A 13,275-nucleotide genomic window follows, 5' to 3' on the forward strand; every position below is an offset into this window, starting at 1 on the left:
ACCGGGAGAGGTAATTTGAGGGTTCACGCAACATATCAGGCACTCCCGCGAGCCCGAAAGGAACCGATCATCGCCCCGATCGCCGGCGCACTGTCGCGCACGCCCACCCTCGTCACCGCCACTGCCGCCCCGACGTGGGAGGACGGCCTGATCGTCGGCAGCGGCCGCGTCGGCGCCGTCGTGCACGGCCCCGCCGACTCCCTGACCGTCCCGCTCGCCCACGAGCGCTGGTTCCTCCCCGTCAATCCGCGCCCGGACGCGCCCGACCTCGCCGACGTCCGCGACGAGCTGCGCGGCGCCCTGCTGGCCGGCGACTCCGACACCGCCACCGCCCTGCTCGCCCGCGCCGCCCGCGACAGCGGCTACGACGGCGGCCTGATCTGGACCGACCCGCTCGGCCTCTGCGCGACCGTCACGCTGCGCACCCCCGGCGGCGTCGCCTCCGCGGTCCGCCTGATCGATCCGCTCGGCGGCGAGGCCGCGGTGGAGTGGACCGACGAGGACGGCGGCCGCCACGCCGTGCGCCTGCTCGCCCCGCACGGCGGCGAGGGCGTCCGGCTGACTCTGGAGTCCTCCGCGGACACCGTCGTCACCGTCGAGCTCGCGCTCGGGGCCGGCGAGGCGACCTCCTTCGACACCGGCGTGCCCGACGCCTCGGCCGTGGTCTCGTCGCACGTCGAGGGCGGCGCCTCCGCGGTGCTCACGGCCGAGGCGGGCGAGGGCCCGACCGCGATCCGCGCCGTGACGCGGGCGACGAGCGGAGCGACGTGGCGCGTGGCCGGGGGCGCCGCCGTCTCGGACGTGGAGATCTCCGCGGGGGTCGCCCGCGTGCTCCGGCTGGACGTCGCGATCGGCGCGGCTCCCGACGCCTCCGCCGACCTCTCCTGGGAGGAGCTGCGCGACGCCCAGCGCGAGGGGCACGGCCGGCTGGTCGGCGCCTCCGTGCTGGATCTCGACGGCGCCTCCGACGCAGAGCTGACCGAGGACCTCTGGGAGGAGGCCCGCGCCGGCGACGAGGGCGCGCGCCGCCGCGTCGTAGAGCTCGCGTACCTGAGCGGCCGCGCGAACATCGTCGCGTCGACCGGCGAGCTGCCGCCGACGCTGCAGGGCGTCTGGCAGGGCACCTGGCGGCCGGCGTGGTCGGCCGACTACACGCTGAACGGCAACGTGCAGAACGGCGCGATGGCGGGGATGATCCCGACCGGCACGCCCGAGCTGGCGCTGTCGATCCTGGAGCTGGTGCTGCCGCACCTCGATGACTACCGCGAGAACGCGCGCCTCGTCTACGGGGCGGAGGGGATGCTCCTGCCGTCGCGGATGTCGACCCACGGCCGCGCCGACCACTTCGCGGCGAGCTACCCGCACCTCTTCTGGACGGGTTGCGGCGGCTGGGTGCTGCGCCTGGCCGCGGACGCCGTCGCCGCGACGGGCGACCGCGGGATCGTCGACGACCGGCTGTGGGAGCTGGCCGAGGGCGTGCTGCGCTTCGCCGAGACCGGGACGACCGTGGTCGACGGGGTGCGCCGGATCGTCCCCTCCTACTCCCCCGAGAACACACCGGGTGGTGCGCGCTCGCCGATAGCGGTCGATGCGACGATCGACGTCGCCGTGCTGCGGGACGCCGCGCGGGCGACGGCGCTGCTCGGCCGGGCCCGCGGCGACGACTCGCTCGACGAGCGCTGGGCGCGGGTGGTCGCGGAGCTGCCGGAGTACCGGGTCGCCGAGGACGGCACGCTGGCGGAGTGGATCGACCCGCGGTTCGCGGAGGAGATCGCGCACCGGCACGCGTCGCAGCTGTACCCGCTCTGGTACGCGGGCGACGCGGCCTTCGAGGGCCCCGGCGCCTCCGCGGTGCGGCTGCGGGCCGCCGCGGCGGCGACGGTGGCGGCGAAGATCGCGTGGCGGGCCGAGGCGCCGACCGCTCCTCCCGGGCGGATGGAGATGGCGTTCGGGCTGGTGCAGGTGGGCGTCGCGGCGGCGGCGCTGGGTGACGGGGAGGCGGCGCTGACCTGCGCGGAGTGGCTCGCGGTCGAGCACTGGTCACCGACGCTGACGACCCGGCACGACGCGGGGCGGATCTTCAACCTCGACGCCAGCGGCGGACTGCCGGGGCTCGTGGCGGCGATGCTGCTGGGATCGGATGACGAGACGCTGACGGTGCTGCCGGCACTGCCGTCCGCGTGGGCGCGGGGTGCCGTGACGGGGCTGCGCGCGCGCGGCGGGGTGGTCGTGGACCGGCTGGAGTGGTCGCCGGGACGGGCGTCGCTGTGGGTGCGGCGGGTGCCGAGCGCGGAGTGGCTGGCACCGGCGGGCGGGACGCGGGTGCGCACGCTGCGCGACGCGGTGCTGCGCGTCGACGGGCGCGAGGTGTCGAGCGGGCTGGAGCTCGGTGCGGAGGCGGTGCGCGTGGACGTGGAGTGGCGCGGCTGAGGGCGCTGCGGAGGGTACGGCTGCGGCACGCGGAACGAGCTCCGCTCCGCCGACGGAGGCGGAGCAGCGCAACGGGTGTCGTCCCCGCTGGCCGCCGGACCCGCCGTGTGGCCGCGTCGACGTGAGAACGAGACGCGCGCCGGATGCGGTGGGTCGGGTCAGCTCCGCGAGTGCCCGTAGCGGTCGTAGACGCGGTTGCGGGCCGCCCGCTCGGCGGTGGGCAGGCGCTGCGCGTCGGCGATCTCGTAGACGCCGAAGGTGTCGCGCAGGCGCGAGGCCGGGTCGACCTCGACGAAGGTGCACCAGGGCAGCCAGTGGTGGTGACTGCGCAGGGTCTGGGTCGCGAAGTCGCCGCTCTCGTGGCCGAGGCCGGGCATCGCGTAGCCGATGCTGCCGTCGACGTCGGTCGACTGGCGGGTGTTGCGGTGCAGGAACTCGGCGAAATCGAGGTAGTGCTCGTCGCCCGTGATCAGGTGCAGTCGGTAGTAGCTGTACGAGCAGGCCGCCATGTAGACGTCGGCGCCGCCGCCGAGGGTGATGATGCTCTGTCCGCTGATCGAGTACCGGTTGAAGGGATGCGCCCAGGGCGCGCGGACCGGGAAGGACCACGCGTAGGTCCAGGTCTCCGTGTAGTCGGCGGCGCGGACGGCGCCCTCCAGCCAGCGCGGCTCCTCCGTCAGGTCGTACAGCGCGAGGAAGCCGAACAGCCCGTAGATGCCCGCCTCCTTGTCTTGGATGTCGGCGTTGTCGCAGGTGCCGCCGCGGTACTCCAGCGTGCGGTGGATGTTCGCGAACGACCACTCGCCGGCGCGCACGGCGGACGCGCGGTAGCGCCCCTCCCCCGTCACGAGGTGCAGCTGCACGAGGAAGCGGATCACGCTCGGGGTGTTCGAGCGCGAGTCCATCCGCACCGAGCCTTCGGCGTTGTAGGCGCGGTGGAAGCTGCCGTCGGCGTCCTGCACGACGAGCAGCCAGTCGGCGGTCCGCCGGCAGAACTCGAGCCAGAGCGGGCGCTCGTCGCCGAGGTCGCGCAGGTGCAGGTAGGCGTCGAGGATCGCCTCGACGCCGTCGGCGAGCATCCGCAGGTAGTGCGGGTACGGCTCGAAGCCGCCGAGCGAGGGGTTGAAGCACATCCGCGGCGGGCCCGACTCGGGCAGCGCGGTCCGCGCCCAGAAGTCGACGATGCCGACGCCCTGCTCGAACGCCTCCGGCACGCCCTCGCGGTCGCCGTAGCGCAGCAGCTGGTAGCCGATGCCGGGCTGCTGCCCGACGAAGCCGAACTGGAAGGAGACGCTCGAGACGTCGAGGTCCGGCAGCTGGCAGGCGAACGGCAGGCCCCAGGAGTCGCCGTAGCGGCGGGTGAGGCGCTGGAGGATCGCCATGCCGTGGTGGAAGTGCCGCTCGTTGTCGACCTCGAACAGGTCGTCGCGGAGCCGGGCGTAGGTGCTGCGCCAGGTGGCGCGCATCATCGTCGCGAAGTCGTCGTACCGGCCGAGGTCGACCGCGACGGCGTAGCGCTGGCGGAAGCCGACCTCGACCGGGTGGTTCACCCGCTGCAGGGCCTTCGGGGCGGCGTCGTAGTCGAGGCCGGAGTAGGGGTTGTCGATCGTGCGCTCGCCGTCGGCGCCCGGGTGGACGTAGTCGATCGACAGGCCCGCGGGCGGCACGTCGAGCGGGGTCCGCACGCCGAAGCCGTAGTACAGGTAGTTCAGCGTCGTGCCCTGCGGGCGGCTCAGGCCGATCGAGCCGACGGTGCACTCCGGGTCGGTGAAGTTCTCCGAGCGGACCACGTCCAGGCGCGGCAGCGTCGCGTCGGCCGCCCAGCGCGAGAGCGCCACGGTCTCGCCGGTCGCGAGGCTCTGCGCGGCGAACAGCGGCAGCGCATAGTGCGTCTCGGTGCGCCAGAAGTACTCGCTGCCGGGGTCGCGGCCCATCGCGTCGGCGGGCCCGAAGGCGTTGTCGCGGTACCAGGCGCCGGGGGCGAAGCACTCGTAGTCGCGGAGGTCGTCGGACCCGGTCAGCCCGAGCGAGACGGCGGTGGAGAAGCCGAGGTCGCCGCCGGCCGCCAGCACCTCGACGTCGCGGTGCACGGAGAAGCCGTCGCCCGCGACGCGCCAGACGTCGGTGACGGCGAAGGACGACCCGGAGCCGACGGTGATCGTCCCGCTCGCGGTGATCGCCCCCTCCGACAGCGAGACGTCGTCATAGGGCGCGCCGGAGTACTCGCTGATCGCGGCGACGGTCTTGACCGTGACGCGCAGCGGCCGGTCGTTCGCGTAGAGGACGCTCTCGCCCGCGAGCACCTCGAGGCCGCCCGCCTCGACGCGGAGGGTGTAGTCGCCGGAGCGCAGTTCCACGGTGGTTCCTTCCCGGAGGGTCATCTCAGCTCTTCTCGTCGTGCGCGCGGGGGCCGGCCGGTCGGGCGGCCCCGGCCGGCTCGTCCTCGAGCCGCTGCGCCCCCGGATCGAAGCGCCGCGAGCCCGGCCGGAACAGCAGCGCCACGCCGCCCTCGACCAGCCCCGCGAGCAGCAGCAGGATCGCGAACGGGATCAGCGAGATCTCGGCCCACGCGCCCATCACCGGCATCACCAGTCCGGCCGCCGTGAAGCTGACCGTGCCGAGGATCGCCGTGACGCTGCCCGCCTCGCTCGACGGACCCTGCAGCGAGAGGTACTGCACCGGGGCGAAGCCGAGCGAGCGGCCGGCCAGCGCGAACGTCAGCGCGCCGACGACGACGAGCAGCGGCTGCGTGCCGGTGAGCGCGAGCACCGCGACCACGACGGCGCCGAGCGCCGTGACGATCGCCGAGGCGAACATCGCGAACCGGGGTCCGAAGCGGGGCACGATCACTCGTCCCGTCGTCTGCCCGACCGCGATCGTCACGAGCGAGGTGACCAGGAACAGCAGCCCGTACAGGTCGGGCCCGACCGCGTAGACGTTCGTGTAGAGGAAGGGAGCGGTCGCGAGATACGCGAAGCCGACCGACCAGCCCGCGGCCGAGGCGGCGGCGAGCGCCAGCACGCGCGGCCGGCGGAGCATCCCGAAGGAGTTGCGCAGCGACGGGCCGAGCCCGCCCTGGTGCCGCCGCTCGCGGGGCAGCGTCTCGGGCAGCACCAGGAGCGCGATCACGGTCGCGAGCGCTCCCCAGGCGGCGACCGCGAGGAAGGAGCCGCGCCAGTCGATCACCTTGGTCAGCTGCGCGCCGACGGAGGGCACCAGGATCGGGAAGACCGAGACGATCACGGCGAGGTTCGCGAGCATCGTGACGAGCCGCTTGCCGCTGTAGAGGTCGCGGACGATGGCGGTGACGACGACGCCCGCGGCGGTGCAGGCGGCGCCCTGGACGAAGCGGGCCGAGAGCAGCACGGCGGTGTCGGAGGTCATCGCCGCGACGAGGCTCGCCGCGATGTGCAGCGCCGCCGAGACGCCGAGCGGCCACTTGCGGCCGACCGCGTCGCTGAGCGGTCCTGAGACGAGCTGGCCGGCCGCGAAGCCGAAGGTGGCGCCGGTGACGACCAGCTGGGCGGTCGCCACCGAGACGCCGAGATCGTCCTGCAGCGTCGGCAGGAACGGCAGCACCAGGTCGATGGTGAGCGGCCCGAAGCCGACGAGCATCGCGAAGATCGGCAGCAGGAGGCGGCCGCGGGGCATCGCTTGGACGGCGGGGGAGGCGGTGGAGGCGGTCATGAGCGCGGAGCGCAGGTCACGGAGGGGATCCTGTCCATCAGCTCCCGGCCGAGACCGGGAAGTAGAGCGAGAAGGGTTCGTCGACGACCTCGTGCAGAGGCCGGAAGCGGACGGCGGCGGGCTGGCCGACGGCGCGGTAGCCGCGCAGCCACTGGGTCCACTGCCGCTCGTTGTCGGGGGCGAGCAGGGCGGGGGCGTCCTCGAGGCGCCCCCGCAGCGCGATCTCGCGGTCGACGAGGCCGGCCAGCACGATCGGGCCCTCGACGAAGGCGACCGTGCCCGGCTCGTCCGGGATCGGCACGGCGCGGATCTCGGTGCCGAAGGCGAGGTCGACGCTCGTGCGGCCGCCGAGGTGCTCGATCAGGAGCGCGCCGTCGCCCGCCCGGACGCGCTCGGCGTCGCCCGCGACCCCCGGCTCGCCGACGGTCCACTCCGGCACCCGCAGCCGCACGTGCAGCGCGACCCCCTCCTCCGAGACGATCTCGACCCGGATCCGCGAGGCGGTGGGGCGGTGCACGTCGCCCGCGGCACCCGCGTTGGCGTCCGGGCCGACGTAGCCGGCGGTGTCGAGCACCTCGACCCGCACCGCCGCGTCGCCGGCGGCTGTCGGCAGGCGCAGGCTCGCGTCGACGTGCTGCGCGATCGTCAGCTCGGCGTCGCCGCGGCGGTAGAAGACGAGCCCGGAGTGGCGCGTGTGCGCCTGCACCAGCGTGCCGTGGCAGCACCAGAAGTCCTCGGTCGGGCTGCCCCAGTCCTTGCGGGCGCCGCCCTCGAGCGGCAGGAAGTAGGCGACCATCCCGGTCCGCGGGTTCTGCTGGGCGAGGAGGCCGTTCCAGAGGTTCCGCTCGATGTAGTCGGCGTAGGCGAGGTCGCCGGTCCAGCGCAGCAGCACGTCGGCCAGCCGGATCATGTTGTAGACGACGCAGTGCTCCTGCGTCTTCTCGCCGCGGCGAGCGGCGAACGCGAAGGGCGGCGTCCAGATCTCGCCGGAGGTCTGACCGCCCGTGCAGAAGGTGCCGCGGAGGGTGACCGCCTGCTCCCAGTAGGCCTCGACGATCCTCCGCCAGCGCTCGTCGCCGGTGACCTCGTAGGCGCGGGCGGCACCGAGCACCTCGGGGATCGTGGTGTTGGCGTGCATGTTGGTCAGCACGTCGCGGCCCTCGAGCAGGCCCTCGAAGAGGGAGCGGCGGTCGTAGCGGCCGAGCAGCTCGGTGTAGACGGGGTCGCCGGTGATCGCGAGGAGGTCGGCCCAGACCTCGAGCATGCCGCCGGTCTCGACCTCGAGGATCTCCTGGAACGCGGCGTCGTCGAATCCGCGGACCCACTCCAGCAGCGGGACCGTGGCGGCCCGCGCCATCCGCAGCGCCCGCTCGTCGCCGAGGTCGAGGTGCAGGTCGACGAGGCCCATCAGCAGCTTGTGCATCGCGTACTGCGGCGCCCAGATGGGGCGGCCGGTCGCGAGGCGGTCGAGGTAGCCGCGCGGGATCGCCCAGATCCAGCCGCCGCCGTTCTCCTCCTGGCAGCGCTCGAGTCCGTCGAGCACGGAGTCGATCCGGACGCGCAGCAGCGGGTCGCCGGTGACCGCGACCTCGCGGGCCGCGGCGGAGAGCCAGTGGCCGAGGAAGTGCCCGCGCAGCTGCGAGCCCGGCGTCTCCCAGCCCCAGTGCCGGTCGAGGCCGCGGGCCTCGCGCGAGTCCTGCGAGGGGTGCAGGTGCCAGCCCTGGTCGCCGATCCCGGCCTCGATCAGGAAGTTCTGCAGCAGCCCCTCGTCGGTGAGCGAGAGGAGGTAGTCGCGGTTGAGCCGCCGCCGCGCGTCGAGCACCCCGCGCTCCAGGCGGGTCTCGTGCGGGGCCGGGTGGGTCAGCGGCATGGGTGCTCCTCGTCGAGGCGGTGGGTGGTGGGGATGAGCGGCGCGAGCGGTGGTCGATCGGCGCGGGTCGATCCGCGCGGTGGTCCATCCGACCGAGGGTCGAGATCGATCTCTCGCTGTACTCAGACCAGGATCGACGATAGGAATGGGGACATGCAATCCCCGAGAGTGATCCATCTCGTCGCCGATGACGTGTCCGCCCTCCTCACTCAGTCGGGAGGCGACCTGCCCGTGCTGCTGCACTGGGGTCCGCGACTCGACGCGAGCGACGACGATCTCGCAGCTTTCGTAAGAACTCCCGTGCGGACGGGGATCGAGGGCTCCTCCGACGTCCCCTACGAGCCCGGGATCCTGCCCGAGCACACCTTCGGCTGGGCCGGCCTGCCGGGTCTCCGGGTGCACCGGGAGGGCGCCGGCTGGTCGCCGAGACTGACCGTGGACACCGTCTCGGTGGACGGGGAGGCCCTCGCGGAGGGCGCGGTCCCGCAGGCCGGCAGCGCCGCCGTGACCGTCGAGGCGCACGACGCGCAGGCCCGGATCGGGGTGGTCCTAGAGATCGTTCTCTCCCCTGCCGGACTGCTCAGGACCCGCGTCTCGGTCCGCAACGACGGCGCCGGGCACCTCGAGGTGATCGGCGTCGACCCCGCCCTCCGGATCCCGACCGAGGCCCGCGAGATCCTGAACTTCTCCGGCCGCTGGGGCACCGAGAAGATCCCCCAGCGCCACCCCGTCGTCACCGGCACCCACTCCCGCTCCTCGCGGCGCGGCCGCACCGGCCTGGACGCGACGACGGTCGTCGCGGTCGGCACCCCCGGCTTCGACTCCGCCGACGGCCGGGTCTGGCTCTGCCACGTCGGCATCGGCGGCAACCACGAGCACGCGGTGGAGCGCGGCGACGGCTGGCTCGCCTTCCGCGGCGGCGAGCTGCTCCTGCCCGGCGAGGTGCGCCTCGCGAGCGGCGAGAGCTACTCCTCCCCCTGGATCTCCGGCAGCTTCGGCCACGGCCTCGACGCCGCGGCCGCGCGCTTCCACGCCCACCTCCGCGAGGTCTCCCGCTCCTCGCGCCGGCCGCGCCCGGTGACGCTCAACGTCTGGGAGGCGGTCTACTTCGACCAGGACCTCGCCGTCCTCGCCGAGCTGGCCGACCGCGCCGCCGCCCTCGGGGTCGAGCGCTACGTGCTCGACGACGGCTGGTTCCTCGGCCGCAGCGACGACCGCGCCGGCCTCGGCGACTGGACGCCCGACCCCGTCGCCTGGCCCGACGGCCTCCTCCCCCTCGCCGAGCACGTCCGCGGCCTGGGCATGGAGTTCGGCCTCTGGGTCGAGCCCGAGATGATCAACGAGGACTCCGACCTCGCCCGCGCGCACCCCGACTGGATCCTGCGGGCCCGCGAGGAGCTGCCGCCGCGGTTCCGCTTCCAGCAGGTGCTCGACCTGACGAACCCCGACGCGTTCGCGCACATCCTCGGCGTGCTCGACGGCCTGGTCGCCGACCTCGGCGTCGCGTACCTCAAGTGGGACCACAACCGCGACCTGATCGACGCGGGCCACCCCGCCACCGGGACGGCCGCGGTGCACGAGCAGACGCTCGCGCTGTACCGGCTGATCGACGAGCTGCGCGCCCGGCACCCGGAGCTCGAGATCGAGAGCTGCGCCTCCGGCGGCGGCCGGGTCGACCTGGGGATCCTCGAGCGCACCGACCGCGTGCACACCTCCGACAACCAGGACCCGCTGGACCGCTCGCGGATGCTGCGCTGGACCGGGCTGCTCGTGCCGCCGGAGATGCTCGGCTCGCACGTCGCCTCGCCGGTCAACTCCGTCACCGGTCGCACCAGCGACCTGCACACCCGCTGCGCGATCGCCTTCCTCGGCCACTTCGGGATCGAGTGGGACCTCCGCGAGCTGGACGCGGAGGAGGAGCCCGTGCTGGCGGGCTGGATCGCGGCGTACCGCGAGCACCGCGGCCTGATCGCGACCGGCCGGGTCGTCGGGGGCGATGACTCCGACCCCGACGCGCCGTCGCTGCGCGGCGTCGTCGCGCCGGACGGCTCGGAGGCGCTGTACACGCTGGTCACGCCCGCGCTGACCGCGGACTCGCGCCGCCGCGTCCGCCTCCCGGGCCTGGATCCGCGGGCGCGCTACCGGATCGAGACCGCGCGCCCCGGCTCGCTCGGCCCGCCCTGGCAGAGCCCGCACTGGCTGGAGTCGACGGTGCCGCTGGACTCCGACGCCCCGGCCCCCGCCTACTCGGGGAGCCTGCTGGGCGAGGCGGGCCTGGACCTGCCGACCTTCCACGCCGACCGCGCGATCGTCCTGCGGCTCGTCCGCGAGACCGCGTGAGCACCGCCGCCGACCCCGGCGTCCTCGACACCGCCGGCACCGCCGCCGACCCGTCCGCCACGACCCTGGAGCACCCCGTGAACAGCACCGTCACCGTCGACCTCGACCGCCCCGGCGCCACCATCAGCCGCCACCTCTACGGCCACTTCGCCGAGCACCTCGGCCGGTGCATCTACGACGGCTTCTGGGTCGGGGAGGACTCGCCCGTCCCGAACGAGGGCGGGATCCGCCTGGACGTCGTCGAGGCCCTCCGCGCCCTCGACATCCCCAACCTCCGCTGGCCCGGCGGCTGCTTCGCCGACCGCTACCACTGGACCAACGGCATCGGCCCGCGCGAGGAGCGCCCCGGCCTGATCAACACGCAGTGGGGCGGAGTCGCGGAGGACAACTCCTTCGGCACCCACGAGTTCATGGCGCTCTGCGAGCTGCTCGGCGCCGACGCCTACATCTCGGGCAACATCGGCTCCGGCACCGTGCAGGAGATGGCGGACTGGGCCGAGTACCTCACCGGCGCGGGGAAGTCGCCGATGGCCGACCTGCGCCGCTCCCACGGCCGGGAGGAGCCGTGGACCGTCCGCTTCTGGGGGCTCGGCAACGAGACCTGGGGCTGCGGCGGCAACATGCGCGCCGGCGCCTACGCCGACCTGGCGCGGCAGTTCGGGACCTTCGTGCAGAGCGGCAACGACACTCCGCTCTACCGCGTGGCGGCCGGAGCCGACGGCGCCGACACCCACTGGACGCAGACGCTGATGGAGGTGATCCCCGAGATCGAGGGACACCCCTTCTCCTCCGTGCCGTGGGAGTCGGTCTCGGTGCACTATTACACGATCGGCGGCAGCTGGCACGCGAAGGGCAGCGCGACCGACTTCGACGCGGACACCTACTGGAGCACGATCGTGGCCGCGCAGGGGATCGAGGAGCTGCTCCGCTCGCACGCCGCGGTGATGGACGTCCACGACCCCGAGAAGAAGTACGGGATGGTGCTCGACGAGTGGGGCACCTGGTGGGACGTGGAGCCGGGGACCCACCCGGGCTTCCTCTTCCAGCAGAACACGATCCGCGACGCGATGGTCGCGGCCTGGCACTTCGACGTCTTCCACGGCTTCGCCGACCGCCTGACGATGGCGAACATCGCGCAGACGGTGAACGTGCTGCAGGCGATGCTGCTGACCGACCCGGACGGCGGCGAGATGGTCCGCACGCCGACGTACCACGTGTTCGAGATGAACAAGGGGCACCACGACGCGACGGTTCTGCCGACCACGGTCGCCGGCCCGACGCACGCGGTCGACGGCCGCGAGATCCCCGTCGCCTCCGCCTCCGCCTCCACGAAGGACGGCCGCGTCCTGGTCTCGCTGACCAACGTCGACCTGGAGGAGCCGCTCGAGGTCTCCCTCGACTTCCGCGGTGGGACCGTGACCGGCGCGACCGGCCGCCTCCTCACCGCCGACCGCCCCGACGCGCACAACCGGCCCGGCGCCGCCGACGAGGTGAGCCCCGTCGCCCTCGAGGGCATCGAGACCACGGCGACGGGCCTGCGCGTCACGCTGCCCCCGCACTCCTTCGCGACCGTGACGCTGGAGCTCTCGTGATCGCCGCGCGCACGGAGGCCGCCCGCCGTCCGCCGATGGGCTGGAACAGCTGGGACTGCTTCGGCGCCTCGGTGACGGAGGAGGAGGTGCTCGCGAACGCCGAGTACCTCGCCGAGCACCTCCTGCCGCACGGCTGGGACACGGTCGTCGTCGACATCCAGTGGTACGAGCCCGATCCCGGCACGAGCGGCTACCAGGAGGTGTCGGAGCCGGTGCTCGACGACTGGGGCCGCCCGCAGCCCGCCGCCGGACGCTTCCCCTCCGCGGCGACGGGCGGGTTCACGGCGCTGGCCGCGCGCGTGCACGCCCTCGGCCTCCGCTTCGGCGTGCACCTGATGCGCGGCGTCCCCCGGCGGGCCGTCGAGCTCGGCCTGCCGGTGCTCGGGGCGGAGGCGACCTGCGCCGACATCGCCGACCGCGGGAACGTCTGCCCGTGGAACCCGGACAACTACGGCGTCGACATGAGCGCGCCCGGCGCGCAGCAGTACTACGACTCCGTGATGGCGCAGCTGGCCTCGTGGGGTGTCGACTTCGTGAAGCTCGACGACGTGCTCTACCCGCCGATCCAGGCGGAGGAGATCGCCGCACTCTCCCGCGCGATCGACGCGACCGGCCGTCCGATGGTGCTGAGCCTCTCCCCCGGCAAGCAGCTCTCGCTCGAGAACCTCGAGCTGCTGCGGTCGACCGCGCAGATGTGGCGGATCTCGGACGACTTCTGGGACGACTGGGCCCACCTGCAGGAGCAGTTCCAGCGGGCCGCGCGCTGGGCGCCGCACCAGCGCCCCGGCGCGTGGGCCGACGCCGACATGCTGCCGCTGGGGCGGATCGGCGTGCGCGCGCACGTGGGCGAGGACCGGCTCTCGCGGTTCACGCCCGCGGAGCAGCGGACGCTCGTGACGCTGTGGTGCCTGCTCCGCTCGCCGCTGATGATGGGCGGGCACCTCCCGGACACGCCCGCCGACACCCTGGCGCTGCTGACGAACGACGACGTCCTCGCGCTGCTCGGCAGCGACGGTAGCCGCGAGATCGTCCGCGACGGCGACCTGGTGGTGTGGTCGGCGTGGCGCGGCGACGAGCAGTGGCGCGGAGTGTTCTGGCTGGGCTCGTCGGCGCGGTCCTACTCGGCGCACCTGGCCGACCTGGGCTGCTCCGGCGCGACCTCGGCCGTCGACGTGTGGAGCGGCGCCGAGCTGCCGATCGTCGGCGGCGCCGTCGAGCTCGAGCTCGAGCCGCACGGCTGCCGCCTGCTGCGCCTGGCCTGACGCGCGGGCGCCTGCTCCTGACGGTCCGGAGGCCGTCGCACTCGAGCTCGAGCGCGGCGGCCTCCGTCGTCTCGGCGCATCGGCCGCCGCCTCC

Annotated in this window: 7 protein-coding genes; 4 read left to right on the forward strand and 3 right to left on the reverse strand. The window is 73.9% G+C overall.

The features are described from left to right. The first annotated feature begins 15 nt into the window (after positions 1–15). On the forward strand, positions 16–2,430 hold the full coding sequence (locus C5C33_RS13915; protein WP_104261406.1) for a glycoside hydrolase family 95-like protein: 2,415 nt from the start codon (positions 16–18) through the stop codon (positions 2,428–2,430). A 158-nt stretch (positions 2,431–2,588) separates the two neighbouring features. On the opposite strand, the gene C5C33_RS13920 is transcribed toward C5C33_RS13915, so the two are convergent. From C5C33_RS13920 to C5C33_RS13930, 3 genes are read right to left on the reverse strand one after another with little or no spacing between them, the layout of a single operon-like run. Beyond that, complete coding sequence (locus tag C5C33_RS13920) at positions 2,589–4,787, reverse strand: hypothetical protein (protein ID WP_104261409.1); 2,199 nt, start codon at positions 4,785–4,787, stop codon at positions 2,589–2,591. 25 nt (positions 4,788–4,812) lie between these two features. Continuing rightward, on the reverse strand, positions 4,813–6,117 hold the full coding sequence (locus C5C33_RS13925; RefSeq protein ID WP_104261407.1) for a multidrug effflux MFS transporter: 1,305 nt from the start codon (positions 6,115–6,117) through the stop codon (positions 4,813–4,815). A 37-nt stretch (positions 6,118–6,154) separates the two neighbouring features. After that, the gene (locus tag C5C33_RS13930) at positions 6,155–7,987 is read right to left on the reverse strand and encodes a beta-L-arabinofuranosidase domain-containing protein (RefSeq protein ID WP_181136255.1); all 1,833 of its coding nucleotides are present in this window, start codon (positions 7,985–7,987) and stop codon (positions 6,155–6,157) included. Between the two features lie 153 nt (positions 7,988–8,140). Here C5C33_RS13930 and C5C33_RS13935 point away from each other — a divergent pair, with 153 nt between their 5' ends. From C5C33_RS13935 to C5C33_RS13945, 3 genes are all read left to right on the forward strand, one after another. After that, positions 8,141–10,327, forward strand: coding sequence for an alpha-galactosidase (locus C5C33_RS13935; protein WP_104261408.1), 2,187 nt, complete (start codon positions 8,141–8,143; stop codon positions 10,325–10,327). Positions 10,328–10,404: 77 nt separating this feature from the next. Next, complete coding sequence (locus tag C5C33_RS13940; RefSeq protein ID WP_104249818.1) at positions 10,405–11,919, forward strand: alpha-N-arabinofuranosidase; 1,515 nt, start codon at positions 10,405–10,407, stop codon at positions 11,917–11,919. Beyond that, on the forward strand, positions 11,916–13,181 hold the full coding sequence (locus C5C33_RS13945) for a glycoside hydrolase family 27 protein (RefSeq protein WP_258069250.1): 1,266 nt from the start codon (positions 11,916–11,918) through the stop codon (positions 13,179–13,181). The genes C5C33_RS13940 and C5C33_RS13945 overlap by 4 nt, the downstream gene beginning before the upstream one ends. The last annotated feature ends 94 nt before the right edge of the window (positions 13,182–13,275 follow it).

It is taken from the genome of Rathayibacter sp. AY1H3 (genome assembly GCF_002932015.1).

What these genes read in the sequence shown, in the direction of transcription:
- C5C33_RS13935 (WP_104261408.1), top strand. Translation starts at nt 8,141, where the DNA reads ATGCAATCCCCGAGAGTGATCCATCTCGTCGCCGATGACGTGTCCGCC.
- C5C33_RS13930 (WP_181136255.1), bottom strand. Translation starts at nt 7,987, where the DNA reads ATGCCGCTGACCCACCCGGCCCCGCACGAGACCCGCCTGGAGCGCGGG.
- C5C33_RS13925 (WP_104261407.1), bottom strand. Translation starts at nt 6,117, where the DNA reads ATGACCGCCTCCACCGCCTCCCCCGCCGTCCAAGCGATGCCCCGCGGC.